The sequence below is a fragment of the Leeuwenhoekiella sp. LLG6367-2.1 genome, assembly GCF_045055775.1.
In the GTDB taxonomy this organism is placed as follows: Bacteria; Bacteroidota; Bacteroidia; order Flavobacteriales; family Flavobacteriaceae; genus Leeuwenhoekiella; species Leeuwenhoekiella aequorea.
Genome location: NZ_CP159331.1, coordinates 1,008,914 through 1,035,339 on the forward strand (window position 1 = coordinate 1,008,914; position 26,426 = coordinate 1,035,339).

25 protein-coding genes and 1 tRNA gene are annotated in these 26,426 nt (G+C 37.0%); 8 read left to right on the forward strand and 18 right to left on the reverse strand.

Going from position 1 to position 26,426, the window contains the following annotated elements:
* The first annotated feature begins 20 nt into the window (after positions 1 to 20).
* Both ABVM53_RS04610 and ABVM53_RS04615 read left to right on the forward strand, forming a co-directional pair.
* Positions 21 to 1,010 carry a YHYH protein gene (locus ABVM53_RS04610; RefSeq protein WP_405329966.1) on the forward strand — a complete coding sequence of 330 codons (990 nt, stop codon included), beginning with the start codon at positions 21 to 23 and terminating at the stop codon, positions 1,008 to 1,010.
* Between the two features lie 9 nt (positions 1,011 to 1,019).
* The gene (locus ABVM53_RS04615; protein WP_405329969.1) at positions 1,020 to 1,646 is read left to right on the forward strand and encodes a DUF6702 family protein; all 627 of its coding nucleotides are present in this window, start codon (positions 1,020 to 1,022) and stop codon (positions 1,644 to 1,646) included.
* A gap of 143 nt (positions 1,647 to 1,789) precedes the next feature.
* Here the strand turns inward: ABVM53_RS04615 and ABVM53_RS04620 are convergent.
* Positions 1,790 to 1,871, reverse strand: a tRNA-Leu gene (locus ABVM53_RS04620).
* Positions 1,872 to 2,031: 160 nt separating this feature from the next.
* Between ABVM53_RS04620 and ABVM53_RS04625 the strand changes: the two genes are divergently transcribed.
* Positions 2,032 to 3,429 carry a dipeptidase gene (locus ABVM53_RS04625; RefSeq protein WP_405329971.1) on the forward strand — a complete coding sequence of 466 codons (1,398 nt, stop codon included), beginning with the start codon at positions 2,032 to 2,034 and terminating at the stop codon, positions 3,427 to 3,429.
* A 172-nt stretch (positions 3,430 to 3,601) separates the two neighbouring features.
* On the opposite strand, the gene ABVM53_RS04630 is transcribed toward ABVM53_RS04625, so the two are convergent.
* Positions 3,602 to 4,375: a DUF1206 domain-containing protein gene (locus ABVM53_RS04630; protein ID WP_405329974.1), complete on the reverse strand. Its 774-nt coding sequence runs from the start codon at positions 4,373 to 4,375 to the stop codon at positions 3,602 to 3,604.
* Between the two features lie 108 nt (positions 4,376 to 4,483).
* Entirely contained in the window at positions 4,484 to 5,062 is a 579-nt protein-coding gene (locus tag ABVM53_RS04635; RefSeq protein ID WP_405329977.1) for a PhnA domain-containing protein, read from the reverse strand.
* Between the two features lie 296 nt (positions 5,063 to 5,358).
* Between ABVM53_RS04635 and ABVM53_RS04640 the strand changes: the two genes are divergently transcribed.
* Both ABVM53_RS04640 and ABVM53_RS04645 read left to right on the forward strand, forming a co-directional pair.
* Positions 5,359 to 5,730, forward strand: coding sequence for a BlaI/MecI/CopY family transcriptional regulator (locus tag ABVM53_RS04640; protein WP_405329980.1), 372 nt, complete (start codon positions 5,359 to 5,361; stop codon positions 5,728 to 5,730).
* A gap of 29 nt (positions 5,731 to 5,759) precedes the next feature.
* Complete coding sequence (locus ABVM53_RS04645) at positions 5,760 to 7,502, forward strand: M56 family metallopeptidase (RefSeq protein WP_405329983.1); 1,743 nt, start codon at positions 5,760 to 5,762, stop codon at positions 7,500 to 7,502.
* A gap of 54 nt (positions 7,503 to 7,556) precedes the next feature.
* Here ABVM53_RS04645 and ABVM53_RS04650 read toward each other — a convergent pair whose 3' ends face one another.
* Complete coding sequence (locus ABVM53_RS04650; protein WP_405329986.1) at positions 7,557 to 9,011, reverse strand: cell wall anchor protein; 1,455 nt, start codon at positions 9,009 to 9,011, stop codon at positions 7,557 to 7,559.
* A 179-nt stretch (positions 9,012 to 9,190) separates the two neighbouring features.
* Between ABVM53_RS04650 and ABVM53_RS04655 the strand changes: the two genes are divergently transcribed.
* Positions 9,191 to 10,291 (forward strand): DUF4407 domain-containing protein, encoded by a 1,101-nt coding sequence (locus tag ABVM53_RS04655; protein WP_405329989.1) that lies wholly within the window; start codon positions 9,191 to 9,193, stop codon positions 10,289 to 10,291.
* A gap of 52 nt (positions 10,292 to 10,343) precedes the next feature.
* On the opposite strand, the gene ABVM53_RS04660 is transcribed toward ABVM53_RS04655, so the two are convergent.
* The 5 genes from ABVM53_RS04660 to ABVM53_RS04680 form a co-directional block, all read right to left on the reverse strand.
* Positions 10,344 to 11,699 carry an NAD(P)/FAD-dependent oxidoreductase gene (locus tag ABVM53_RS04660; protein WP_405330847.1) on the reverse strand — a complete coding sequence of 452 codons (1,356 nt, stop codon included), beginning with the start codon at positions 11,697 to 11,699 and terminating at the stop codon, positions 10,344 to 10,346.
* Positions 11,648 to 12,655, reverse strand: coding sequence for a 4-hydroxyproline epimerase (locus ABVM53_RS04665; protein ID WP_405329992.1), 1,008 nt, complete (start codon positions 12,653 to 12,655; stop codon positions 11,648 to 11,650). Before ABVM53_RS04665 ends, ABVM53_RS04660 begins: the two co-directional genes overlap by 52 nt.
* A gap of 93 nt (positions 12,656 to 12,748) precedes the next feature.
* Positions 12,749 to 14,464 carry a DUF885 domain-containing protein gene (locus ABVM53_RS04670; RefSeq protein ID WP_405329995.1) on the reverse strand — a complete coding sequence of 572 codons (1,716 nt, stop codon included), beginning with the start codon at positions 14,462 to 14,464 and terminating at the stop codon, positions 12,749 to 12,751.
* 83 nt (positions 14,465 to 14,547) lie between these two features.
* Positions 14,548 to 16,125 carry an aldehyde dehydrogenase (NADP(+)) gene (locus ABVM53_RS04675; protein WP_405329998.1) on the reverse strand — a complete coding sequence of 526 codons (1,578 nt, stop codon included), beginning with the start codon at positions 16,123 to 16,125 and terminating at the stop codon, positions 14,548 to 14,550.
* A 217-nt stretch (positions 16,126 to 16,342) separates the two neighbouring features.
* Positions 16,343 to 17,275 carry a dihydrodipicolinate synthase family protein gene (locus tag ABVM53_RS04680; protein ID WP_405330001.1) on the reverse strand — a complete coding sequence of 311 codons (933 nt, stop codon included), beginning with the start codon at positions 17,273 to 17,275 and terminating at the stop codon, positions 16,343 to 16,345.
* A 133-nt stretch (positions 17,276 to 17,408) separates the two neighbouring features.
* Between ABVM53_RS04680 and ABVM53_RS04685 the strand changes: the two genes are divergently transcribed.
* Together ABVM53_RS04685 and ABVM53_RS04690 are read left to right on the forward strand one after the other, a co-directional pair.
* Positions 17,409 to 18,257 carry an AraC family transcriptional regulator gene (locus tag ABVM53_RS04685; RefSeq protein WP_405330004.1) on the forward strand — a complete coding sequence of 283 codons (849 nt, stop codon included), beginning with the start codon at positions 17,409 to 17,411 and terminating at the stop codon, positions 18,255 to 18,257.
* Positions 18,258 to 18,295: 38 nt separating this feature from the next.
* Positions 18,296 to 18,685, forward strand: coding sequence for a hypothetical protein (locus ABVM53_RS04690; RefSeq protein ID WP_405330007.1), 390 nt, complete (start codon positions 18,296 to 18,298; stop codon positions 18,683 to 18,685).
* A 52-nt stretch (positions 18,686 to 18,737) separates the two neighbouring features.
* On the opposite strand, the gene ABVM53_RS04695 is transcribed toward ABVM53_RS04690, so the two are convergent.
* From ABVM53_RS04695 to hemW, 9 genes are all read right to left on the reverse strand, one after another.
* The gene (locus ABVM53_RS04695) at positions 18,738 to 19,523 is read right to left on the reverse strand and encodes an SDR family oxidoreductase (RefSeq protein ID WP_405330010.1); all 786 of its coding nucleotides are present in this window, start codon (positions 19,521 to 19,523) and stop codon (positions 18,738 to 18,740) included.
* 59 nt (positions 19,524 to 19,582) lie between these two features.
* Positions 19,583 to 19,900 (reverse strand): cupin domain-containing protein, encoded by a 318-nt coding sequence (locus ABVM53_RS04700; RefSeq protein WP_405330013.1) that lies wholly within the window; start codon positions 19,898 to 19,900, stop codon positions 19,583 to 19,585.
* 33 nt (positions 19,901 to 19,933) lie between these two features.
* The gene (locus ABVM53_RS04705) at positions 19,934 to 20,938 is read right to left on the reverse strand and encodes a metal-dependent hydrolase (protein WP_405330016.1); all 1,005 of its coding nucleotides are present in this window, start codon (positions 20,936 to 20,938) and stop codon (positions 19,934 to 19,936) included.
* Position 20,939: 1 nt separating this feature from the next.
* Positions 20,940 to 22,715, reverse strand: coding sequence for a MutS-related protein (locus ABVM53_RS04710; RefSeq protein WP_405330019.1), 1,776 nt, complete (start codon positions 22,713 to 22,715; stop codon positions 20,940 to 20,942).
* 104 nt (positions 22,716 to 22,819) lie between these two features.
* Entirely contained in the window at positions 22,820 to 23,191 is a 372-nt protein-coding gene (locus ABVM53_RS04715) for an MmcQ/YjbR family DNA-binding protein (RefSeq protein WP_405330022.1), read from the reverse strand.
* A gap of 16 nt (positions 23,192 to 23,207) precedes the next feature.
* Entirely contained in the window at positions 23,208 to 23,732 is a 525-nt protein-coding gene (locus ABVM53_RS04720) for a GNAT family N-acetyltransferase (RefSeq protein ID WP_405330024.1), read from the reverse strand.
* Entirely contained in the window at positions 23,722 to 24,345 is a 624-nt protein-coding gene (locus tag ABVM53_RS04725; protein ID WP_371457676.1) for a DUF4230 domain-containing protein, read from the reverse strand. The genes ABVM53_RS04720 and ABVM53_RS04725 overlap by 11 nt, the downstream gene beginning before the upstream one ends.
* Before the next feature lie 101 nt (positions 24,346 to 24,446).
* Positions 24,447 to 25,193: a cyclase family protein gene (locus tag ABVM53_RS04730; protein WP_405330027.1), complete on the reverse strand. Its 747-nt coding sequence runs from the start codon at positions 25,191 to 25,193 to the stop codon at positions 24,447 to 24,449.
* A 42-nt stretch (positions 25,194 to 25,235) separates the two neighbouring features.
* Positions 25,236 to 26,417, reverse strand: a complete 1,182-nt coding sequence (gene hemW, locus ABVM53_RS04735; protein WP_405330030.1) for a radical SAM family heme chaperone HemW — start codon at positions 26,415 to 26,417, stop codon at positions 25,236 to 25,238.
* Positions 26,418 to 26,426 lie beyond the last annotated feature (9 nt).

Sequence of the window (26,426 nt, forward strand, 5' to 3'; positions counted from 1 at the left end):
ATTTCTAAATACCTACACCTATGAAAATTAAATTATTCAGAATTCAAATGTTAGCGGCTGTATTAATTCTATCATTAACTTTCTTTAGCTGTACATCCTGCTCTAGTGACGATAAATCAGACGCGCAAGCCAGTACTGAAACTACGCAAGATGTTGCGTTATCTAATTTTGTTTCAGATGCAGTAACTATAACAATCGTACCCTGCACCTTATCTGATGGCTCTTCTACAGATTGCTACGAGATTGTGACCAGCAGCACCCCTACAGATCATCAAATAGGACCGTGGTGCCCTACATCAATTACAGATGATGAGAGCGCAGGTGGTATCTGGCTTGAAAATGGAGAAGTTTATGATGTTGATGGTGCCTTTATTCAGAATATGGCAACCCTTTACAACGATTCAAATTGGTTAATGTATAACGATCAAGGTGAGGTATATGTCACAAAAACTGAAGAAGACTGTTTAAATGCAGCTAATCCTAATGTAGGTGAAGAATATGAGAATTTTTGCGTAGAGTGCTTGCCTTCTTACATTACAGATGTCTCACAATCTTATTTAATTCCCATAACACCAGTTCTACAAAATACTGCGACACTATTTTCTTCGGGACCTGGTGGCCCGGGTAATAGCGCCCCTTCTACTCGAGGAATCGCACTTAATGGGATAGAATTTTCTGCACCGGCACCTACAGATAATATTTTAGACGCATACACCCTTGCGCCATTTGATGATGCCGGAGGTCATATTAATGCACATCAAGGGTATCATTATCACGCAGCCACGGGATTTAGCACAAAAGTGAGTCAGTCTGACGGGCACGCGGCTTTAATAGGCTATGCACTTGACGGTATAGGAATTTACGAACTGGAAGATGGTGATGGAAATACAGCAACAGATCTCGATGATTTAAGAGGTCATAGTGACACGGTACGCGGTTACCACTACCACGTAGATGCTGCCGGATCTAATAACTATATAAATGGGCTCAAGGGAGCTTATGCAATTTAATACACTGTAATGATGAGAAAATTAATTCTTTATTTATTCCTGATATTCGTGTCGATATCTGGTTTTGCACATCAAACAAATACGTCAAGTACGGTTCTAATCGAGAAAGATGATTCGAGCTGGATACTGCAGGTAAGTGCCTCATTAACGGCATTTCAACAAGAGATTCAGTTACATTATACTGAAACTCCTTATCAAACCCCAGAAGAGTTTAGAGCTCAGGTGTTACAACATATTAAGAAGAATTTTGAGTTGCTTTTGAATAAAAACATCTCAATAGAATTAACCGGAGGCATGGTTCAACTGGGACACGAAACAAAGGTGGTATTTGAAGTACACGGCCTTCCTAATACTATTGAGCAAGTAGACCTTACAAATACCATCTTTAAGGATATTTACAGAAATCAAAATTCATTATTTCTTTTTAAGCAGAATTTTATCAAGACGAAATTTACTTTAAATGCTGAAAAAGATCATAAACTAACTTTAGTAACACGTGACAACGAATTTATAGAACAAACAACTGAAGAAGCTTCTGTTTTTCCTTCAGGTTACATTGCAGGCTTTATAGTGTTAGCGGGACTCATTTATTTATCGTTCTGCAGTACAAAAGAAAGACACTATAGAAATCCCTAATAATCTGTAGTAAGAAAACCGACTTGACAAGTCGGTTTTTTTTGTAATTGGTCTACAAACTGTGGCTATCACCTCGGCAATCAGAATATTTAAGTAGTAAGCATAAAAAAACCTCTTGTTTTCACAAGAGGTTTTTTACTTTGTACAGGCGGGGAGACTCGAACTCCCACACCTTGCGGCACTAGATCCTAAGTCTAGCGTGTCTACCAATTCCACCACGCCTGCATACTACTTTTAACATACTTAGGACTTCTGCTAAAAGCTTGCACTTCCATATCTGAAAATGCGAGTGCAAATATAGAAAAGATTTTTAATATGAATTGTATTTTTTGAGATAAATTTTACAATCATATTCTTATTTTTACTCAAACACGATTTTGACACTATGAAAGACGCTAAAAACTACGTAGATAAACACCAAGAACGATTTATAAACGAACTGATAGATTTATTAAAAATTCCATCTATTAGTGCAGATAAATCATATAGAGATGATGTTTTTAATACCGCAGATGCGGTTGCAGAGCGTCTTAAGGAAGCAGGTTGCGATACTGTTGAAGTTTGCGAGACACCGGGTTACCCTATTGTTTATGGGGAGAAATTAATAGATAAAAATCTACCTACAATTCTGGTTTACGGCCATTATGATGTGCAGCCACCAGATCCTCTAAATTTATGGGATAGTGCTCCATTTGAGCCTGTAATCAAAAAAACAGATTTACATCCTGAAGGTGCAATTTTTGCCAGAGGAGCTTGTGATGATAAAGGGCAGATGTATATGCACGTTAAGGCTCTTGAGTATATGACTCAAAACGACGACTTGCCCTGCAATGTAAAATTTATGATAGAGGGTGAAGAAGAAGTAGGAAGTGAAAATCTTGGCTGGTTTATATCCCGCAATCAAACAAAACTTGCAAATGATGTAATTCTTATCTCTGATACAGGTATGATTGCAAAAGATACACCTAGTATTACAACCGGGCTTCGTGGTTTGAGTTATGTAGAAGTAGAAGTTACTGGTCCCAACCGCGATTTACACAGTGGATTGTATGGTGGTGCTGTGGCAAATCCTATTAATGTGCTTACAAAGATGATCGCTTCACTTCATGATGAAGACAATCATATCACTATACCCGGGTTTTACGACGATGTTGAAGAATTAAGTGCAGATGAGCGCAATAAAATGGCTGAAGCACCCTTTTCATTAGAGAATTATCAGAAAGCTTTAGATATCGAATCTGTTTATGGAGAGGCAGGTTATACCACAAATGAGCGCAATAGTATACGCCCTACTCTAGATGTAAATGGTATATGGGGCGGTTATATAGGTGAAGGCGCAAAAACCGTGATTGCCAGCAAAGCATTTGCTAAAATAAGCATGCGATTAGTACCTGATCAAGATTGGAAAAAAATCACCGATTTGTTTAAAAACCATTTTGAAAGTATCGCTCCAAAAGGGGTACGTGTAAAAGTGACTCCACATCACGGCGGACAAGCTTATGTGACCCCCATAGATCATATAGGTTACAAAGCAGCAGAAAAAGCTTATGAAAAAACCTTTGGAAAAACGCCAATACCACAACGTAGTGGAGGAAGCATACCTATCGTTTCTCTCTTCGAGAAAGAATTAAATAGTAAAACTATTTTAATGGGATTTGGCCTCGACAGTGACGCAATTCACTCTCCCAATGAACATTTTGGAATTTGGAATTTCTTAAAAGGTATTGAGACAATTCCTCATTTTTATCATGAGTTTACAAAATTAAAATCTGAAGAGAAGTAATCTAATAGTAATGGCGTGACCCCAATTAAAATTGGGGTCGGGCTTTACGCTATATCTTTGTAATGACTAAAAAGTCTTCACAAAGTATGCCGCTGCAATCCCTCCCGCAAAATTTTATTATTAGACACAAAAAAAGAGCCTTAAGGCTCTTTTCTATTTAAGATATATAAGATTATATTTTAATCTGTGCATATTTAGCTTGTATAAACATAAATACAGCGTAAACGACAAGTCCTAAAGCCACAACACCCATAGCCACTCCACCTAGTGTATCCTGTAAAAAATCAAACGCTGCTACCTTACTACCTGAGGATCCAGAATTACCTAAGGCAACTTTACATAATAGGAATGCCACTATTCCAGATACAATTCCGCGTGCGGTGAAACCTATCTCACCCGCCCGTATTAGTATTTTCTTTCCTTTGGGACCTAATTTGCTTTCATTAACGTCATCTCTAAACTCACCCGAGTAGGCTTTATACGTTTGAAAAATTGCTTTTCCGGCGATACAAAATGCTACAAAACCTAATAAATAGGGACCGTATGACTTAGACATTATGGTTGAAATTAAAGAGTCGCCACCAGAGCCCGAATTACCTACAAGAACCATTTTCAAGGCAGTTACACCTAATGCTCCATAAAAAATTCCGCTAATAAGATATCCGCTTCTTTTTACAAAACCTTTGTAATTACTCCAAGGCTCTTCAGCACCCTTTAGTGCCTCAAACCATCTGTAAAAGGTGTATCCAAACAAACCTATAGCCAGAATAATAAGCAATACTTTACCAAAGGGTTGCTCGCGTATGAACTGAAGTGCATTTTGCTGTCCGCTTTTTGAACCTCCTAAATTAAATGCAGCCATCGTAGTAAGCGAACCTATTAGCGCATAAACAACGCCTTTAGAAACCATACCAAAACGCGCTAGTTTTTCCTTTTTCTGCTCCATTTTAGAAAGATACTATGCTTAATACACATCACATCTTAAGGAGTTGTTATTTTATTTATGTAAACAACAGTCAGGCATTTATGTGTAATCTCTTATTAAAAATTACGCTTACAGCTTCTTCACATAATCTGTAATTAATACAATTTGTTGACCATCTACTTTGCCTTCTATGTATTTATCATTTTCGTGATCTAATGAAATACGGCGCACTGCTGTACCTTGCTTAGCAACCATACTGCTACCTTTAACTTTAAGATCTTTAATCAATACTACAGAGTCTCCTGCTTCAAGAATAACCCCATTGCTGTCGCGGTGAATCAACCCTTTTGAAGAATCATCTGCAATACCTGCTTGAGCCCATTCTTTAACCTCATCTTCCATATACACCATATCAAGTAAATCTTGAGGCCATCCCTGAGCCTTTAATTGATTAAGCATACGATAAGCAACCACTTGTACCACTGGGACCTGACTCCACATACTATCATTAAGACATCGCCAGTGATTTGCTTCTATTTGTTCTTCATCTTGTAATTGAGTTCTGCATGTTCCGCAAGCAAAAATATGAGTGTCTGCTGAGGTGTTTTCTGAAGAATCTGGTACTGCATATATATCTAAATCGGTTGTGCTAGTGCATAACTCACATACATTTCCGCTACGATCTCTTAAATCTTGTTCTAGGCTCATTGTTAATTTATTTAGAACGCAAAGATAGATTTATTGATTAGCTATGATTACTTAAAACGCAATATCACTAAACCTAACCCCTAGAGTTAAACATCAATGCGATAGGGATTGAGGTTTTGTTGAAGCTCATTTTGCCTTTCTGCAAAAAAGCGACTGCCGAAAGCCCGGTTTTTTGAGGGCTCTTTCTTAACCGAATAAAAATCGCCGAAATTTCAAAAAATAAAAAATAATGCTCTACACTTGTAGAATTAAAATTTATTTCTACATTTGTAGAACACAATCTCAATTCGTAGAATATGACACTTTCAAATGCCGAAGAACAATTAATGCAACTGCTTTGGAAACAAGAAAAAGCATTTATGAAAGATCTCATCGATGCATATCCAGATCCTAAGCCGGCGACTACTACGATTGCTACGTTGCTAAAACGTATGCAGGATAAAAATTTTGTTGACTATGTGCAATATGGCAGGTCGCGAGAATATTTTCCGCTAGTTAAAAAGAAGGTGTATTTCTCAAAACAAGTAAACGGGATGATTAAAAATTTCTTTAATGACTCTGCTGCACAGTTTGCATCGTTTTTTACCAAGGAAACAGATTTGTCGCAAGAAGAGCTTGAAGATCTCAAAAAACTGATTGATGAACGCTTAAAAGAGGAAAGAAAATGATAGCCTATATTATAAAATCGGTATTGTGTTTGTTAATTCTCTGGGGGTTTTACAAGATCGCTTTAGAGCAACAAGCCGCACATGAGTTGAAACGTTTTTATTTGTTGGGCTGCTTGGTTATAGCGCTTGTATTACCTCTAATTACCTTAAGCTACTCTGTAGAAGTTGAACCACAATTGATAAATGAGACTGTAGCATCTGACAATTTTGAATTGACAGAGTTTGCTACTCCGTCTGAAAAACATATAAACTGGACACCTATTATTTTAGGTACAATTTACACAGTAGGCGTTCTCATTTTTGGCTTTAGATTCTTAATCAATCTATACAAATTACGCGAAAAAGTCACACACAATGAACGCGTAAATACCAAATCGCATATTAATGTACTGCTTTTAGAAAAGGTAGTTCCGCACTCATTTTTAAACTATATTTTTTTACCCAAAACCGACTTTAAAAATAATGCGATCGCTCCAGAAGTTCTAGCGCATGAGCAGGCACATGTAAGTCAGAAGCACAGCTGGGACATTCTTTTTATAGAGATTTTGCAGGTAGTCTTTTGGTTTAATCCACTATTTATTTTAATCAAAAATAGCATTCGGCTAAACCACGAATTTCTCGCTGATAAGGCCGCATTAAAAGAGGAAGCTGATATTAAAAATTACACAAATCTTTTATTTACCTATTCGGGTGGTAGTCATCATACCGCATTATCAAGCCCGATTAATTATTCATTAACTAAAAAACGAATCATTATGTTATCAAAAACCCGCTCGGTCAAAAAACTGACCACCCGTCTCGCACTATTTGTGCCCGTTCTCACACTCTGTGTGTATTGCTTTAATCAGGAAATTGTGGCGAAGCCAGTTCCAAAAGAGGGAGTGCAGCTTAAGGAAATACCTGTAGTTGCTGAGCAACAAAATACACCAACAGCTACATCTATTCAAACTTGGAAAAACCAAGAACTTATGACTTTAAAAATACGTGTTGAAGATGAATCGGTATGGGTAAATGGGGTATCTACTTCCATTGAAAATTTCGTTAAAACTATAAATGAGATCACAAAAGACTGGACGAATTCTGACATGGTGAACTATTCTACCCGTTTACAAGCTAAAAACGGTGTTGATAAAGTTATAAGTGCGCTTTCAAAAGAATTCAAAAAAACCAAGCTTTATAAAACCAATCCAACACGGGAGTTGATCCCGCCTCCACCACCGCCAGCTCCAGCTGTGCCTCAGGGTCAACTTCCACCTCCGCCTCCACCGCCAGCAGATCCTGCTACATTTACTAATGACAAATACAATCTATTAAATATAAAATTATCAAATACAGAAGCTATAGAAATAGAAGGTCAAAAAACAACGATTTCTAAAGCAAATTATTTTATTAAAAGTAATTTCAAAGGCTGGACTCAGGACACGAATGAGAAACCACGTGGTGTAGTATTTCATTTACCAGAGGGTGTTTCTGAAAGTCAGGCACATAAAGTATTTAAAAAGATACAAGATTTTAAAATCAATGGATATACTTTTAAAAAGGAAACGCTAGCGCCACCTGCTCCTCCTAAAGTTGGTGAACTTCCTCAAGCACCCGGACCTACAGCTATGATTAATACGCTAAAAGAAAATAACGGAACTGCTTACTACAACGGTAAAAAGATTTCTTATGATGCGGCGCTTTCCCTTATGAATAGGAAAAAAGATCTACAAATACTCCTCAATGAAAATAAAGGAAAAGGAACTCCTGATCTTATCATAAAAGACAATTAGATAAAAAATGCTCAAATAAGCTTAAAGCTTATTTGAGCATTTTTTTTCTTAACTCTACTTAATTGAAACATTTTCTGAGAAAATAATTAAATCATCATCTCCACTTCCTGTAAGTCTACGTGCGAAGACCTCGATATAGTCATTAGCCTCTAAGTTAACTACACTTGACAGGGCAACATTTTGTATCTGGGTATCACTGGTTATTAAAACTACTGCATTGGATTCTGTTATTAACACTCCGTTTTTAGCGAATAAAAAAGCATAAAAATTAGTTGCAGCATCTGAAACACGTACAGACAGCGATGCTGTCAATTGAAAATTACGACCTTTTCTTCCGGTATATGTAAGACGATTATTACCACCACTAGCTGTAAACCTAAAAAGATTTTGAGCAGCGAAAGCACCGTTCCCTTGTATTTCTACACCAGTATCATTAGAAATAGACTGTGTAAACCCAGTAGTTAAACCACTCGTAGAATAAAAATTTGCAGAGGCATTACCGTCTGTTTCAACAGGAATACCCTCACAATTCACATCCCATTGCTTTGAAAAATTATACCCCGAGAAAGTATTAGCTGCAGTATAACCATTTACCAATCTTCCATCACCTACAAAACTCAAGCCACTCAGTAAAGCTGAATTAGTAACGATAGGATTTGCATTTACATTTAAACCAGTTTCCCCAGAGTCTGCTACCACACGACCATTTGCCATTTGCAAATTATTAAATGTCCCGGTCAAGGTCATAAACGTTCCTTGATTGGTAGCTGTCCAGAACGTATTGTTCATAAAAAAAGAACCAATATTAGACACAGCAAAACCGGTCGTATTATTTACATACTGTGAAATACTAAAAAACACCAGGTCTAATCCGGTTAGTCTACCCAAGGAAGAAGCACTGCTAAAAATAACATTGTTTGCCACGAGCGTACCTCCTGTTATATTAAATATTTGTTTCTTATTTCCATTAATGGTAAGGTTTCTTATACTGCCGCCTCCAGATCCGGTAAATAAGGAGCCAGAGGTATTATTTACTAATATATCACTCCCCGTGTCTACCCCTTCAACATAGGCTCCATTTAGATTAATAGGAAAATTTACAGTTACATTTCCGTTAATCTCATATAGGAAATTGGTTTTTAATAAATATTGAGATCCTCCACCTAATGTAAGTTCATCAGAAAGATCTGCGATTGTTTTCACTAGTTTGTAATTATCTCTTTTGACGGCACCTTCAAGCTCTACCCAGACGCTGCCATCATTATAATAATAGCTGTTTGTTACAGAATTAAAAATAGTAAGTCCTTTTGTGGGGCTACTAATAGCGTTCATTTGAGCAGTGGTCATTCTAGGAAACAGAACACCTTGTGTTGTAGAAGTAACATCTAGTATACTTGCAGGATCTGGTGAAGTTGTACCAATACCTATTTGAGCAGCTAGTAAACTAGGTAAAAAAAGTATAAATAATAGGTAATTTTTAAGCATAATAGTAGGGATTTGGATATTCATAGACCTTCAAAAGTACTCAACTAAAACGATAAACTACGTTTTTTATCGCTCATATACACAAATCAAAGCGTAACTCATATATTTTACAAGTTATAAACTACAATCCCAGCACATGTAATCTTTGTTGCATACTATATATTAATGTTTTACGTTTAGGATAATTCATCAATCATCACATTATGCTTAAAAAATTCTTCATCCTTTGTTCTGGTGCTGATCACGCCTTGCTAGATACTTGTGCTCCCGGAGAGCAAAATAAATATGCCGGTATAGGAGCTACGGTTTTCTTTACTGCTTTAATGGCATTTGTAGCATCGGGCTATGCGCTATATACCGTATTTGATTCAATACCCATTGCAGTAGGTTTTGGTTTTATCTGGGGCCTTTTAATATTTAATTTAGATCGTTTTATTGTTTCGACAATTAAGAAACGCGAGAGCATTTTAGACGAATTTTTACAGGCATTGCCCCGATTAATTCTAGCATTAATTATTGCAATTGTAATTTCAAAACCTCTTGAATTAAAAATATTTGAGAAAGAAATTGATCGCGTTCTACTTGAACAAAAAAATGATCTAACCCTGGCAAATCAAATTCAAATTGGAGAACAGTTTACTCCAGCAGTTACGCTCTTAGATAATCAAATAGAAGAACTTAAAAATCAAATTGTAGCGAAGGAACAAGAAGTAAATGATCTTTACACAACTTATATCACAGAAGCTGAAGGTACCGCAGGTACAAACCGATTAGGGAAAGGACCTGTTTACAAGGAAAAAAGAGATAAACACGATGCTGCTTTAGCAGATTTAAAATTGTTGAAAGAATCTAATGCAGACAAGATTGCGGCCATAGAAATCGAAAAAAACGATCTTGTTGCAACCTATGAAACACGTGTTGCAGAAACACAGCCTATAATAGACAATTTTGATGGCCTTATGGCACGCATCGAAGCTTTGAATGAATTACCATGGATCCCTTCATTTTTCATTTTCCTGCTCTTTCTAGCTATTGAAACAACTCCTATTTTTGCTAAGCTTATTTCTCCAAGAGGCGAATATGATTTGAGACTGGCCGATGCAGAGGGCGAACTAACATCATGGGTAACCCAAAAAGCAAATCAGCGTAAGAATTTAATTGATGCAGATAATGTGGTAAATGATAAGGTTTATGGCGATCTGGCTCAAGAAGACGAACTCTACAACTACAAAAAGAAAATGGCACGAGATCTTATGCAGAAACAGCAAGATGCCTTCTATAAAAAACAAAGTAAATTACTCTAATTAATTGCTACTTATTCAATTTCCCTTCTCCTAGAGAAGGGAAATTCAAGTTTTAAAATTGCCTGTCGGGATTGTATATACTCATATCTAACGCAGGTTTTTTAGCATCAATAATTTCAGAAACTAAAAGCCCGGTAGCTGGTCCCAGACTCCATCCCATCATCGCATGACCAGTTGCAAGTGTAAGGTTTTTCCATTTTGAAGTTTTACCTATATAAGGCAATCCGTCTGGCGTTACAGGTCTCAAACCACATTGCGCTTCTGCTTTTTCTTGCTTAGTTATCAATACATTTTTAAAGTATTTAGGCACTGCTTCTGCAAGGGCTTCAACGCGGGTTTTATTAATCCTATGATTAATACCGGCGATTTCCATAGTACCTGCAAAACGTGTAAAGCCGTTCATAGGAGTAACTGCAACTTTAGCCTCACATAAAATTGATGGTAATGTGATCCCATTTTCTAATGTTGAATTAATGCGATATCCTTTACCGGCCTGCATCAAAATATTCAGATTTAGTTTCTTGTTTAAAAAACCCGCCCAGGCGCCGGTTGCGAGCACCACCTCATCTGCTTTTACACTTTTCCCATTAAGCGTTTTGACGATATTTATTTTATTTTCACTCAGTTCAAAATCAATTACCTGCTCATTCTTTAAAAAAGTAACTCCTTTCTTTTCAAGTAAACTTTTTAACTCTGTCATAAATTCGCCGGGTGTAGTATGTTGATCACACTCGTAAAACACGGCACCTTTTATATTAAGCGTTGCATTTGGCATTTTTTGCTGTACTTCTTCCGCAGAAAGCAATCTTGCCGGTAAACCTTCCCGAGTTGCTAATTCTAAAATATGAGCTTCCTTTTCTAGCATATAATCTGTTTGACACAGCATCAACAAGCCTTTTTTCTCTAATTGAAATGAAAAATTTTCTACCTGTTTTATGTCTGAATACAAATCTCTCGACAGCAAATTAATATCCCGAATCGCAGGTATCGCCTTGTTTACATTAACTGCAGAACACGACTTATTAAACGCTAAAGACCATTTTACAAATTCAGGATCTAAACGCGGCTTAATATACAACGGACTTTTACTGCTAAACATCCATTTTATACCTTGCTTCATCACACCCGGTGCTGCAAGTGGAATAATATGACTAGGTGTCAAATATCCAGCATTCACGTAAGATGCTCCACCTTCCATGTTACCTTGATCAATAACCGTAACCTCGTGACCTGCTCTCTGTAAATAATACGCACAAGAAAGTCCAATAATTCCTCCACCAACAACCACACATTTTTTACTCATATTAATTGATGTTTTATTTTCAAATGGTTCCTTACCTAATCGATTTTTTGATTTTAAATTACCTGAAACCCGAGCGCATAGGGATCTTCGGTATCTATAGTCAATGTGTTATGCCCGTAAATACGCGCCCATCCTTTTATACTAGGAATTATTGCAGGAAAAGTTCCTAAAGTAGTTACTGCCTCTACCCTACCTATAAATTTTGAACCTATGATACTTTCGTGAACATAATCGGTTTGCGGCTGCAAGAGACCGCGCGCATGAAGTTGTGCAATACGTGCTGAAGTTCCTGTACCACAAGGTGATCGGTCTATTGCTTTATCTCCATAAAAAACTGCATTTCTACCCGATGAGGCAGGATCTATAGGAGTTCCTGTCCATAATATATGACTCACATCTCGTATAGTTGTATTTTCAGGATGTATAAAATGATCGGGATATTTAAGATTTATTCGCTGGCGCAACTCCTGACTTAATTGAATAATTTTTGAAGCTGAAAAATCCTGAATTCCGCTAAAATTTTTCTGCGGATCAACAATCGCATAGTAATTTCCACCATACGCAACATCAAATTTAAGTTCGCCTAACACAGGACAAATAATTGTCAAATCTCGAGCTGCCAAATAACTTTTTACATTGGTTAGCTTTACCCAATCTACCTTATCTGCAGTCTGTTGATATTCAATTTCTACGAGTCCTGCAGGAGCTTCCATTCGTATTTTTCCCGGGATTTTAGGTGTAATCAATCCTTTCTCAATGGCAATTGTTATGGTGCCTATTGTACCGTGACCACACATAGGTAAACATCCGCTGGTTTCAATAAATAAAATGGCAAAGTCATTTTTAGGATTATGAGGCGGAAACAAAATACTACCGCTCATCATGTCATGACCGCGAGGCTCAAACATCAATCCCTTACGAATCCAATCATACTCTTTTAAAAAGTGTTGTCTTTTTTCGCTCATGGTCTCGCCTATTAAAGCAGGACCTCCTGATTTTACCACCCGCACGGGATTACCACAGGTATGTGCATCTATACATTCAAACGTATGTACGGCCATTGACAGTCAATTTAAATGGTTGTTAGAAAAGTGTATTAATCTGCTCAATGAGCAGACATATCTACTCGTTGCAAGTATTTCTAATAAGTCTGTTTAACTTTTTATGGTCTTATCGATGTACGCATCAACCTGCTCTTCAAGAATAGGCAGTGTTACCGTACCAGCACCTAAAATAACCTCGTGAAAATCCCGAATGTTGAACTTTTCTCCTAATTCTTTTTTAGCGCGTTCTCGCAATTCGCGTATTTTTAGTTCGCCTATTTTATAACTTAACGCTTGCCCCGGCCAGCCAATGTAACGATCTGTTTCAGTATTAATCTCATGAATAGAAAGTGCTGTGTTTTGTGACATATAATCTACCACTTCTTGTCGTGACCAGCCCATTGCATGTATACCGGTATCAACTACGAGTCGGCAAGCCCGCCACATCTCATAAGTAAGCTGACCAAATTTCTCATACGTCGTTCTGTAAATCCCCATCTCATCTGCTAAAAATTCAGCATATAAACCCCAACCTTCTCCGTATGCAGAGAGGTATAAGTTTTTTCTAAACTGCGGAATGCTATCACCTAATTCCTGATTAAGTGCTCCTTGCAAATGATGACCCGGCACAGCCTCATGTGCAGTTAATGCTGGCAATGTATAAAGAGTTCTACTATCAAGTTTATAGGTGTTTACCAGATAATGCCCTGCCTGAGTCCCGTTAATAGAGCTTCCGCTATAACGGCCGGTTGTATATTTTGGAGCAATAGCATCGGGCACTTTGATCACTCCGTACGGTTGACGCGGAAGTTTTTTAAAATATGCCGGCAACTCATTATCAATACGTTTCGCAATATCCCGGGCGTGCATTAAAAGCGCATCTCCGGTAGTTACATAAAATTGCTTATCGGTACGTAAAAACTGAAGAAATTCTGCAAACGATCCTGTAAAACCAACTTCCTTAATTATCTCCTTCATTTGCGTTTTTATACGCGCCACTTCTTGAAGCCCCAGCTCGTGAATAGATTTTGCTGTATATGCTTTTGACGTGGTGTAAAAATTTATTCGATTTTGATAGAAGTCTGCTCCACCGGGTTGTGCTGAAACTCCAATCGTCTCACGGCTATTGGGAAGATATTCCGTTTCAAAAAAGGTTTTAATATTTTTAAAACTTGGTATTACATCATTACTAATTATTTGCTCAGCAGCAATCAATAAGGAGTCCTTTCGCTTTTGCGAAAAGCTATCTGGTAAATCCAGAAAAGGCGAATAAAAATAACTTTCTAACGGATTATCTACAATATGCGTGTCGTACGAAGCCTCGTATCCTTTAAAAATTATTCGGGGCTGAACGATGCCTTGCTCCAGACCTTTTCGCATTAGTTTAAACTGACTATCGGTAAAATATGGGATGGCTTTTAACCGATCCAGATATTCTTTTGCCTGCTCATAACTACGTATAGGACGTACTTGATAATTAAGATCTAAATGAAAACCCTGATCGGCTTGCAACGGATTGAGATACATTTTATAGCTGTATTCATCAATCTGATCCTGTAATACAAAACGCAGTAATTTATAGGAAATCGTCTCCCCTTTACTTAAGTCTGAAACCGTAATTTTATCGAGCTTACTAAGTAAGCCTGTTGCAAAATCAGCACGTTCTTTTGGTAATTGCTCATCGTACCTTCCTAATGGAAATTCCTTTCTATCGTAATCACGATGCTGCTGATATTCACTAACTATACTATCTAAAGAAATAGCTTGCTGCGCCCTTGCAGTTGCAAAATTTAAAACAAGTATAGCAAGTAGAAGGTATTGTTTCATAGGCTTATGGGTTTTAAAAAGTAATTTCTCTAATTACAGAGCTTTTCAAAGGTTTTGGCAGGCTCAGTCTCACCTATAAAAATTTATGCTTTAGTATAAACTCCATTTACTTTGCGTAAAATCCCTAATGGGTTATCATCTTGCAAGGCGGCTGGTAAAATCTCTTGTGGCCAATCCTGGTAAGAAACAGGACGCACCCATCGATAGATAGCGTCATTCCCTACAGAGGTGAATTTAGAATCTGAGGAAGCAGGAAAAGGACCACCATGATGCATTGCGGAACATACCTCAACGCCCGTGGGAACGCCATTAAAAAGTATTCTTCCTACTCGGGAGCGTAATGCATCAATAACTTTACTGTATTTGGTAACCTCAGAACTATCACCTATCAAGGAACCTGTTAACTGCCCTTCTAATTGATTTAAGACTTCCACTAACTGGGTTTGTGAATCACAAGCAACCAGCATCGAAAAAGGTCCAAAAACCTCAGTATGTAAATCTTTATTTTCTAAAAAAGCCTCTCCACTTACTTTTACAAGTGTAGGCTTCCCATCGTTTGCACCGTATGTAGCCAGTTTTACTGCGAGAACTTCGGTTTCTGGGGCATCAAGCATTTTTTGTTTACTAGTCTCGTAAGCCGAATGAATATTAGGATGTAGCATACAGCTTGCTGCCTGCTCATCTATACCCGAAGCTAAATGCTTCCCAAAGTTATCTAACTCAGTACTTGCAATACCCAGAATAAGTCCGGGATTTGTACAAAACTGACCTGCTCCCATATTTATACTCGCTGCATATTTTTGAGCCCAGGATTCTCCACTTGCTTTTAGTGCTTCTGGTAAGAGAACTACTGGATTAATACTTCCCATTTCTGCATAAACCGGAATAGGTTCTTCTCGGTTTGCAGCAATCTTGCACAATGCTTTACCCGCTTTTATGCTTCCTGTAAAACCAACACCTTTAATTGCCGCGTGTTTTACAAGTTGCTCGCCTACAGTTATTCCTTTACTATTTAAATTAGAAAACACACCTTCCGGCATTCCGGTTTTTTGAGCTGCTTTAATAATCGCCAAAGCAACTAACTCACCAGTAGCAGCGTGCATAGGATGGCTTTTTACAATTACCGGGCAACCCGCTGCAAGTGCACTTGCCGTATCCCCTCCTGCTGTTGAAAATGCAAACGGAAAATTACTCGCACCAAAAACAGCTACGGGACCCATCGCAATCTGCATTTTACGTAAATCGGGTTTAGGTGCAGGTGTACGATTAGGATCTGCTAAATCTAATGTTGCCTGTACCCAGTCACCTTGCTCTAAAAGCGATGCAAACGCATTTAATTGACCTATTGTGCGACCACGCTCTCCCATTGCTCTACCTTCCGGAAGACCAGATTCTGTAGTGTATGCATTGATAAGTTGTTGACCCAAGTCTTCAATCTCTATGGCAATTTGACGTAAAAAAAGAGCACGTTCGGCATCGGTTTTATTTTTATACACTTCAAAAGCTTCAGCAGCTAATGTAGCAGCAGCATCAACTTCAGCTTCGCTAGCTTCAGTAAATATCCACTCGTTTTCCGTATTTAATTTTGGGTTTGTAGTAGTATATTTTACGTTGCCTTCCGCAGAAATTTTACTCCCAATATAATTTTTACCTGTGATCATTGTGTTCAATTTCTTTTAGCTCTATTTTTTGTTTAATCAAGTATCTGATTAAAATCTTTATAAATCAGTTCTATATAATTCGTGTAGATGGTTTTTATAAGCCATATAACTGTGATTTCAGTTCAGAACCTCTCGGTTTTACAGTTTTAATAGCTAATCATAAAATTATGCCATTTACTTCAAATTCATTTGTTTACCAATTTAGGTTACGCAATTGTTATACAGAAGCACTTGTACTTAAATTTTTGTAATCTGGCAATTTAGGCCGGCTCGCTAACCCAAGCCTAATAATATTAAGTACTTCTTCACGGCGTGCTCCAGATAAAGGAAGACGCGGTGCACGCACGTGTTCAGAACCTATATTTGTATGCACTTCAGCAAGTTTAATATTTTGCACGAGTTGGGCATCTATATCTAATTCTAAAAGCGGCAAAAACCATCGGTAAATTTCTAAGGCTTCTGCAATACGTCCTGCTTTTTGCAATTCATAAATAGCAACCGTCTCTGCCGGAAATGCACAAACCAAGCCGGCAACCCAGCCGTCTGCTCCCATCAATAAACTCTCAAGAGCCAGTGTATCTACACCGGTCATAATTTTTAAACGATCACCAAAACGATTTTTAATTCGCGTTACATTAGAAATATCGCGGGTAGACTCTTTAACAGCAACAATATTTGCTTCTTGTAGTAAGTCTTCAAACATATCAAGTGTTACTTCTATCTTGTAATCTATAGGATTATTATAAACCATTATAGGCAAGCTAGTACTTTGCGCAACTGCTTTAAAATAAGCCACAGTTTCTGCATCATTTGCTTTGTAGCGCATAGGAGGCAACATCATTAAACCATTTGCACCATCTTTTTTTGCCTGAGCTGCTGCTGCAATTGCTCCTTTTGTAGTTTGCTCGGCAATATTCATCATCACGGGAACACTGCCAGCTACGATCTCTACAGTTTTACGTGTTAAGATGCTCTTTTCTTCGTCTGTTAATGTACTTGCTTCACCAAGCGTACCACCTAGAACAATACCGTGCACACCGGCGTCAAGTTGTGCTTTAATATTAATTTCAAATAAATCAAGATCTAATTTATCGTCTGCTGTAAACTTTGTGGTTACTGCCGGCATCACGCCTTCCCAATTAATTTGCATAGTTTCTGATGTTTGTTACTTAAACAAAAGTAACAGCCTTTCTAAGAATTGATTTTGTAGTTTTTAGCCAGAAGTTTGCATATATTAACCTAATTACTCATTTTTAACAGAATTTCACGTCAAATATTACGAATTGAAAGTTTTACCTTTTAAAATACCCAAATCGGATAATAACGCGCTCATCTTTCAAGAAGATCTTGAACCCTCGTTTTACGATCAATTACATCAACATCCCGAAATACAGATAAGTTATATTGTTTCTGGCAGTGGTAAACTGCTTGTAGGCGATACTATATCTCGCTTTAACACGGGTGATATTTTAGTTTTTGGCGGAAACTTGCCTCACGTATTTAGAAGCGATGCAAATGCCGAGCACCTTTCACATATGCTTACTGTATTTTTTAACCGGGAAGGTTTCGGCACTTCTTTTTTTGAAACTGAAGAGTTAAAAGATTTTAATTCTTTCTTTAAAAAGGCTGCCTCGGGGTTTAAGGTTTTAGACAGTAACGATCGATTATTGAAAGAGTTTCTAATCATAAAAAATAATGCTAACCTCAAACGTTTTATGGGTTTTATGCGTTTGCTTTATCATTTAAATAACGCTAAAAAAGAACTCCTTTCTAATTTTACTAAAAACTCCAACTATACAGATACTGAAGGGCAGCGTATGAGCACCGTATTTGATTATTGCTTAACTCATTTTAGAGAACGCATTAGCCTTTCAGAAATTTCTGAGATCGCCGTAATGAGTCCAACTGCTTTCTGTAGGTTTTTTAAAGAACGAACTAATAAAACCTTCAATCAGTTTTTGCTCGAGTTGCGTATAGAACACGCTTGTCAAATGCTACGCACTACTGGAGATCAAGAGGCTATCGCAACTATCGCTTACAGTTGTGGTTTTAATTCGGTTTCTAATTTTAATCGTTATTTCAAAAAACAAAAAGGTATAAGTCCGCGAGCCTATAAAAAACGTGTTGCCTAATTGGAATACTTTTTGATGCTGATTTTTAAACTTCTACTATGAACTACTTCCTTTATGTTGCTTTCATCTTCATGAGCTATTGTGCTCAAGCTCAAAATTTTTCAGGAAACTACAATCAAATTATTAATATTGATGATGGTGGAGTAATCGTTTATGAGTTAACACTTAATCCTGCCGGTAGATTTGAATTTCATTTTTACCGAAAACTTATTTGTAAAATTTGCAAGGAAGAAAACCAGTATGGTAAAGGAACGTGGCGACAAGAAGGTAAGTATATCTTTTTTACTACCGAATCTACAGACTTAAATGAAAACTACACTCTTGATTTTACTAATTCAAAAGCGCGTTTTCATAAAAGCGAAACTAATTTACTTTTTACAAAATCTAATATTTCGTGGATTGAAAAAAAGCAGTTAGCTAAACTCTAATCCTAGCAGCTAAGTACGTATTAACAGCTCTCGGGTTTAATATTCTATTTATTTACAAGCTACTTAGTAAACCACCGTCTATAGGAATTTGCGTTCCTGTGATATAAGAAGCCTGCTCTGAAGCTAAAAAGGAAACTAAAAAGCCATATTCCTCCGGTTTACCGATACGGCGTACCGGTACTTTTGCTTCCATTTGTTTTAAGACTTCCTCTTCTGAAACACCTTGTTCCTGGGCTTTTTGTGCATTGAGCGATGTGATACGTTCGGTATCAAAATACCCGGTGAGAATACTGTTTACTGTGATTTGGTCTTGACCTACTTCTGAAGCGAGACTTTTTGCCCAGGTAACAACTGCAGCTCGTATGCTATTAGACAAAACTAAATACGATAAAGGTTCTTTTACAGACACCGAAGCTACATTAATCACACGACCCCATTGTGCGTTGCGCATTCCGTTTAAAGCTAATTCTGTGGTTAAAACAACGGTTTTGAATAACAAATCAAAAGCCTGCTGATAATCTGAAACCTCTTTATCTAATGCAGTCCCAGAGGCAGGACCTTGTGTATTATTTACCAGAATATCTATGTGATTATTCTCAAAGTATTTTGTGATAATATTTTTATACGACTCAAAGTCTGTAAAATCTACAACTAAAATCTGGTGATGTTGACCTTTAATTAATGGCAATTGTTCCTTTACAGCTTCTAGCTTTTCTTTAGATCTAGACATCAGCGTTACACTAGCGCCACTCGCTGCTAATTGTAATGCAATTGCTTTTCCTATTCCGGAAGTACTCCCACCTACTAGTGCCTTTTTACCGCTTAAATCTATATTCATGATCTGGTCGTTTTAATTGCTTATCTACTTATCAAAATTTCTAGAATAAATTTTAAACCTTATCTGTATTCTTCTCGGGTAGGACTAAATACATCCAGAAGTTTACAAGGAGTAAGAGCCTTACCGCTATGCTTTAAATGTGGAGCAATCACTACGATATCTCCAGAATAATACACCTTTGTTTCTCCGTCTAAAGTAAATTCAAATTCACCTTCTATAACATGCATGATTTGTTCATTCATATGACTATGCTCAGGAACCTCAGCACCTTCTTGTACTTCCCAAAAAGCCAACGATGTGTTTTGTGTATGAACCAGTTTACCGTTATATCCCGGCATTATTTCTTTTGATGTGATTTCAGATAATTTGTAGTGCATAATTGTATGTATTTATTTTAAGTTCTCGCAATTTTAATTTCCCCATATTCTAGACCAGAGACCGGTTAAGACTTCTTTCATAGCCTCCGGATCGCGCTCTGCTTCTTGTATTTTGAGTGCTCCGTTTGAGTTTGGAATCAATTTATAGCTGAATACAAACTTTAAATCTTTCGCTTCCAGATCATAAGTTCCAAAACGTAAATCATTAAAGTAAAAATCTCCATTTCTCACTTCGATGGCATACCAGTTTTCGGCAATCTTTGCAAGACGTTTTACGGTTTTAGATGCTGCAAGTTCTCCAAGCAAATTGTGGTTTTTAGGTACTTCTCTAAATGTTATGGGTTGTGTATCAAAAAAAGAATAATCTGCTAAAAGATACTTGTCTCCGGCATCAATATTAGCATACCATAGTATGGTATTGAAAGCTGCAGGCCGTGTATCTAACTCTGCATATTGTATATTTTGATCTGCTAAAGCCTGCTCAAACTTGCCAAAACTTATCCATTTTAATAGTAAGGTGAGAACCATATAAGACGTACTTACAATAAGACCGAGGCGGTTCCACTTTCTGCGTTTTTCTGATGTTTTAGGGAGCCGTAAAGCCAAGATTAAAAAAAATAGAAAAGGCACTGTATAAAGCGGATCTATCACAAAAATATTTTGATAAGCGAGTCGCAAATCAAATGGCCAAAACAACTGAGTTCCCCAAGTTGTGTGCGCATCAAGCAATGGATGCGTTACTAAACCCCAGAAAAACAACCAAGACCAATTTTGCCAGGTAGCTATTTCTTTTCTGTGAATTTTTGCTACAATCCACCCCAATATGGGTGCCATTAACAGGCTAAAGACTATAGAATGACTAATTCCCCTATGAATCTCAATAGCTGTCAAGGGATCGAGAAATTCACCTACGATCGTATCTAGATCTGGAATCGTACCTGCAATTGCTCCATAAAGCATGGCTTTATTCCCCACTTTTTTCCCTAGAACCGCCTCACCCACTGCAGCACCTAAAACAATTTGAGTTAATGAATCCATATTAAGCGTCTATAATATTCATCTTCCGAAGGAGAAAAGAAGCATTCATATTTTGACAAATACCCTTCTTAAACGTATAATCAAAAAATAGTTCGTCATCTTTAATCTGCGCATCAAAGTAATAGTTTTTTACCTGATCCAGATCATCTGCTGCCTCGCAAAGACTAAGATCATGAGTTGCAATTATACCTGTAGAATGCGAGCCTACAAGCTTTTCGATAAATTTACGGGAGCCTATAGCTTTATCGGTGCTGTTTGTTCCTTTTAAAATTTCATCTAGAATGATAAAGTAGGTATCGCTTTTAATTGCATTTACTATGAATTGAAGCCTCTTTAATTCTGAAAAGAAATAGGATTCATCATCGGTAAGTGAATCGCTGGTGCGCATACTTGTTATCAATTTTATGGGAGTATATGTTACAGAATCTGCACATATTGGAAGCCCCACATTGCTCATTACGATACTTAGAGATACGGTGCGTAAAAAGGTACTCTTGCCTGCCATATTAGCTCCTGTGATGATAAAGAATTGCTTGTTATCAATTTCAAAATCATTTGTAACAGCTTTTTTAGGGTCTAATAGCGGATGTGCTAAACCAGTTGCTTTAAAAGTCGTCCCCGTATTTGTGATTTTTGCATATGTGTATTGTGGATGATTGAAACTAAAATTTCCCAGACTGTTTTGAGAGTCAAAGAAGGCAATAACATCAAACCATTCTTCTACCTTATCTGCATTTGTTTTTATCCATTGTTCTATCTTATATACTTGTCTTAGATCTGATAAAAAAAACGCATTCATAAAAGTTCCTACCAGTAAATTAGAACGCTGATCTAACGTTCCCAGCATTTTTGAAAACTGCTTAATAACTCCAGATGCATTAGCTTTCTCAGATTTAATCTTCTGCTGTTGCGCTTTTAGGTATTCTGATTTAAACTCCTGTTTTTCTAAAAGAAGCATCAATTTATAATACTGCTCAAATGTAGATTGTGCTTTGCCCGAATTATCCCATAAGCTGTTTACTTTTTTTACATAAATACCGGTGATAATAAGACCTAGAAAAAACCACCCTATCAATACACTTTCTGGTATAAAATCGAAATACATTAAAATAAATAATACCAGAGATACGGCCGAAAAAAGGTTAGGCAACCACTTCATCATACGTGGTGCAAAGCCAGTATAATTTTTCAACCACTTGATAATTGATTCTGAAGATGTAGTAGTTTTTACCAGAGCTGCAGTGGCCAGATAATTTTGGCGCCACTCTAGATTATCTGCAAGTTCGCGTATGGCCTTTTGTTTTTGCTCTATATTAGATATACTATTTGCAGTAAGTAGTTCTACCAACTTCCGTTCGCCACTTTTTAAGCCGCTTCTGTTGATATATTGATAAAAAGAGCCCCGACCAAATAAATCAATATCAAGACTAAATGGATGTTGTGGATTCTTATGATTCTCCCCATCTGGGAGATCGTGAAATTGCCTATCTAAAACTTTTAATTCGGTTTCATTAATCTGAATTAATTGCTGAAAAAAGTCACGCTTATATTGAAGATTAGAGTGTCTTGAAACTAGAATTAGAAACAAGATTATCACTGCTATTACTATTCCAATTACTATTTGTGAATTAGACCAGAAAAAATATATTGCAAATGCTGCTGCAAGAAATATTGCAAGCCTCAACATGCTGCTTTGCATTAATTTTGATTTTATTTTTTCTAATTCACCTGTATAGGTTTCTATGAGGTCCAAATATGATTCTCTAGGATTTTGCATAGGTTTGGAAGCTTGTACAAATCACAGCTTCAAGATTTTTTATTAATTATTTTGCGTTCTGGCAGCTCGTTATTAATATCTATATAATCAAGATAACTAAGCCCCTAATCACTACTTTTTAATTCTTCTCTAAGCTTTTTGCTTAGACTGCTAATGATTAGCGTGTAGCTATCATCTATAAATTCTTTTAACTGTTTTGGGTTTAGTTCTCCATTCATTACAATTGTGTTCCAGTGCACTTTACTCATATGATATCCCGGGAAAATACTATCCGGGTAATCTGTACGTAATTGCAATGCTTTTTCTGGGTCACATTTTAAGTTAATCCGTGGTTGACCTTCTTCCCAACTGGTGAGACTACTTAAGGCAAACATCTTGCCCATAACCTTAAAGACAAGCGTATCCTCATCAAATGGAAATGTCTCTGATGCACCTTTTTTATTGATGCAATATTCGCGATAGCTTTCTATATCCATCCTCATTCAGCATTTATTAAATAAAAGGATGATACATTACATAGTCTTCCATCAGGTAGCCATCGCCAATGTTTATATCCTCGCTATACGCGATATTAAAACCGTAATGCTCATAAAAACCTGTTGCTTTATTATATCGATTAACATTTAAAAAAACTCCAGAGCTTTTATATCGTCGTGCTTCATCCAGAGCAAAATCCATAAGAAATCTCCCTGCTCCGGTACCGTGGTAGGCAGGTAATACATAAATCTTATGCACTTTTGTCAGATCTGTTTTTTGTAGGCGAGAAGTTCCTGTCTCGTGCTCTAAAGACAAGTAACCTATAGGCTCATCGTCTGCAGAAAGGATATAGAGTCTGCAGCCTTGCTCCTGCTGCTGTTTTAAAGAATCTATGCTATACATCAACTCAAGCATATAGCTTATTTGCGCCGGCTTTAAAATATCTTTAAATGTAATTGGCCATATAATATGAGCCAGTTTATTGAGGGTGGCAATACCTGCTTCATCAGCGAGTTGCACACTCCATTTTCTAGTATTCATTTTTTGATGCTATTTTAGGTTGCTCTACGGAATTCTGAAGCGCATTGTAGTCGAGCTTCCACCCTATGGTTTGCACTAGGTTTTCCATTAAGGCAACAGTACTTAAAGCTTGCTTTGATGCCTCAGCAAAAAGTCCGCTTTGCGGTACTTTATCTACTATTTGCTGTTTTGCTTCTCTATTAATTTCAGTTAAATCTGTTGAAGTAAATGGATTTGCCCAACCTTCCTTTTTATCATAGTACTTAAAATCTGTTTCTATACTTAATAATTCGGGTTGTGGAAAGTCTGTTAATATAATCGTCCTGTTTGGAATATCTGGATGCATTTTAATTTTGGTAAGATCAAAACCAATATATGCTTTGGCATCTATAAGCACGAGCGCTTTTTTACTTCCGAGAAAAAGATTTAACCACTTATCTTTTACATTTTGGTAATGATAGATTTCTGAAAAATCACCCTCAACTGTTATGAATTTACAGACGTTGCGTATCTTTTCCATCAAAACAACCGACTGTTGCTGGGCATCCTGCTTACGCTGACCTTTATTAAAGCGATTAAAAACGAAATAGGCGATTACACTTCCTAAAGCTAATCCAATGAATAAATATTCCATAAAAACAAAGATAAGGCTAGTTTGTAATTTAGCTTAGACGCATTTTCTTAAAACCTATTTTAGACTATTTGAACGTCTTTAATCTCTAGTGAAATTATTCATTATTCCAAAGCATATAATACCGGTTTACTAGGTGCTGCGTCATTTTCAAAAGATGCTATCTGCAGGTTAAGCAAGTAGGAACCATCAGACACGGTGTGCGGCACAAAAATCATCTCTGTGATTGTTGCATCCATTCGCAACGTTCCATTTACATCCCAAAATGCCTTATGAGAAGCGAGTGCCCCTTCATCTTTTTCTCTATCTACACTAGGCAAGTCTAAAAGCAAGTGCTTAATCCCACATTCTCTAAGATAACCTACCGCTTCATCTAGAAGATAAGGCCAGTTTGTATTTGACCATTTTCTGCTTTTTTTACTAGACGTATTGGGCAAGGTACGCAGCACTAAGGCTTGAGGTCGTTTGCTGCCAAGAGTTTTTGCCACTTGCATTTTTGTAAAAACAAGATCTTCTCCCTGAGCTTCTGGAATTAAAGTGATCACTTCTGCACTAAACATAAAGGTCTTTAAACTTTGATTAATGCTGTGAACTTTTTCGGTTATGTGACCCACACATTCGGTATGCGTTCCATGTCCATGTGGGTTAAAATAAATATTATTAAAATTAACAACAGCTCCCTGCGCTACGGCAGCTATCCATTTTCCTTCTTTTACAGGTTCTATTTTAGGAGCATCCAGATACCATGCAACAGGATTTATTGCTCCGTTTACTAACGGAATGCTTATGTCTATGGGTTTTGAAAAATCTACCGCATATTCTCTATTATCGATTTCTACTTTTGCCCGCATATGTTCTGAATAAATAGTACTACTTATAAGTTTCCAATAAAGTTAGGAAAGGTTAATTAAAAACAAGTCACTTGCCAAACCATCGCTCAAAAATTTCCCTTTTTTTGTAACGAGTATACGCTCCCCATCAACAAATAATAAATGCGCTTCAATGTGTTTTTTTGCCTGCTCTACTGCATACTCCTTATATTTTATTCCGAAGTTTATTTTAATGTGATCAAGAGAAATACCCCAAATGGTACGCAAACCAGTCATTACATACTCGTTATATTTATCTGTAACTGATAATGATTCGCGCTCGATAGGTAATTTATTAGACTGAATTTCCTCTATATACTTTGGGTTGTTATTTATGTTCCAACTACGCACAGAACCATCATAACTGTGTGCAGAAGGTCCTATACCTAAATACGATTTCCCGGTCCAATAAGCCGTGTTGTTCTGAGAGAAATAACCTTGTCTTCCAAAATTTGAAAATTCATAATTCTCGAAACCTTCCAGCTGCATACGATCGATTAAAATTTCAAAATGAGCTTGAGCTACAGCGTCATCTACGGGTTTGACAACTCCTTTTTCAATAAACTTATAAAGTGCAGTATTAGGCTCTACGGTAAGCGCATAGCTGGAGATGTGAGGAATATCTAGAGCAATAGCCTGATCTAGATTTTTTTTCCAGCGGTCGTCACTCATTTCTGGCATACCATAAATGAGATCTATTGAAATATTATCGAAGTATTTTTTTGCAAGTTCAAGCGATTTTACGGCTTCAGTCGCGTTATGTGCACGATTCATCAACTTTAAATCTTCTTCAAAAAAGGACTGCACACCTATGCTTAGTCGGTTGATTTTTGAATTAGCAAAGATCACTAATTTTTCTTCGGTTAAATCATCTGGATTTGCCTCTAGCGTAATTTCAGGATTCTTTCCTATATTAAAATTAGCTGCTATTGTTGTGAAGATTTGTTCTAGCTCTTCAGCATTTAATAAACTAGGAGTACCACCTCCAAAGTATATAGTTTGTACGACTCCTGCAATTTCATCTTTTCTCAAAACGAGTTCTTTACAAAGAGCATCAACAAGTTCCTTCTTTTTGCCTAATGAAGTAGAAAAATGAAAATCACAATAATGACACGCCTGTTTGCAAAAGGGTATATGAATGTAGAGCCCTAACTGCTTAGACTCAGGAGTTGCGTTACCTGTTTCATTTACAAAAACTTTATCCATACATAAGTA

Coding starts and splice junctions, on each gene's coding strand:
- ABVM53_RS04655 (WP_405329989.1), top strand. CDS start 9,191: ATGCTTAAAAAATTCTTCATCCTTTGTTCTGGTGCTGATCACGCCTTG.
- ABVM53_RS04640 (WP_405329980.1), top strand. CDS start 5,359: ATGACACTTTCAAATGCCGAAGAACAATTAATGCAACTGCTTTGGAAA.
- ABVM53_RS04625 (WP_405329971.1), top strand. CDS start 2,032: ATGAAAGACGCTAAAAACTACGTAGATAAACACCAAGAACGATTTATA.
- ABVM53_RS04680 (WP_405330001.1), bottom strand. CDS start 17,275: ATGCAAATTAATTGGGAAGGCGTGATGCCGGCAGTAACCACAAAGTTT.
- ABVM53_RS04665 (WP_405329992.1), bottom strand. CDS start 12,655: ATGGCCGTACATACGTTTGAATGTATAGATGCACATACCTGTGGTAAT.
- ABVM53_RS04650 (WP_405329986.1), bottom strand. CDS start 9,011: ATGAATATCCAAATCCCTACTATTATGCTTAAAAATTACCTATTATTT.
- ABVM53_RS04720 (WP_405330024.1), bottom strand. CDS start 23,732: ATGAATACTAGAAAATGGAGTGTGCAACTCGCTGATGAAGCAGGTATT.
- ABVM53_RS04610 (WP_405329966.1), top strand. CDS start 21: ATGAAAATTAAATTATTCAGAATTCAAATGTTAGCGGCTGTATTAATT.
- hemW (WP_405330030.1), bottom strand. CDS start 26,417: ATGGATAAAGTTTTTGTAAATGAAACAGGTAACGCAACTCCTGAGTCT.
- ABVM53_RS04695 (WP_405330010.1), bottom strand. CDS start 19,523: ATGAATATAGATTTAAGCGGTAAAAAGGCACTAGTAGGTGGGAGTACT.
- ABVM53_RS04715 (WP_405330022.1), bottom strand. CDS start 23,191: ATGGATATAGAAAGCTATCGCGAATATTGCATCAATAAAAAAGGTGCA.
- ABVM53_RS04615 (WP_405329969.1), top strand. CDS start 1,020: ATGATGAGAAAATTAATTCTTTATTTATTCCTGATATTCGTGTCGATA.
- ABVM53_RS04705 (WP_405330016.1), bottom strand. CDS start 20,938: ATGGATTCATTAACTCAAATTGTTTTAGGTGCTGCAGTGGGTGAGGCG.
- ABVM53_RS04635 (WP_405329977.1), bottom strand. CDS start 5,062: ATGAGCCTAGAACAAGATTTAAGAGATCGTAGCGGAAATGTATGTGAG.
- ABVM53_RS04700 (WP_405330013.1), bottom strand. CDS start 19,900: ATGCACTACAAATTATCTGAAATCACATCAAAAGAAATAATGCCGGGA.
- ABVM53_RS04725 (WP_371457676.1), bottom strand. CDS start 24,345: ATGGAATATTTATTCATTGGATTAGCTTTAGGAAGTGTAATCGCCTAT.
- ABVM53_RS04690 (WP_405330007.1), top strand. CDS start 18,296: ATGAACTACTTCCTTTATGTTGCTTTCATCTTCATGAGCTATTGTGCT.
- ABVM53_RS04675 (WP_405329998.1), bottom strand. CDS start 16,125: ATGATCACAGGTAAAAATTATATTGGGAGTAAAATTTCTGCGGAAGGC.
- ABVM53_RS04630 (WP_405329974.1), bottom strand. CDS start 4,375: ATGGAGCAGAAAAAGGAAAAACTAGCGCGTTTTGGTATGGTTTCTAAA.
- ABVM53_RS04670 (WP_405329995.1), bottom strand. CDS start 14,464: ATGAAACAATACCTTCTACTTGCTATACTTGTTTTAAATTTTGCAACT.
- ABVM53_RS04730 (WP_405330027.1), bottom strand. CDS start 25,193: ATGCGGGCAAAAGTAGAAATCGATAATAGAGAATATGCGGTAGATTTT.
- ABVM53_RS04710 (WP_405330019.1), bottom strand. CDS start 22,715: ATGCAAAATCCTAGAGAATCATATTTGGACCTCATAGAAACCTATACA.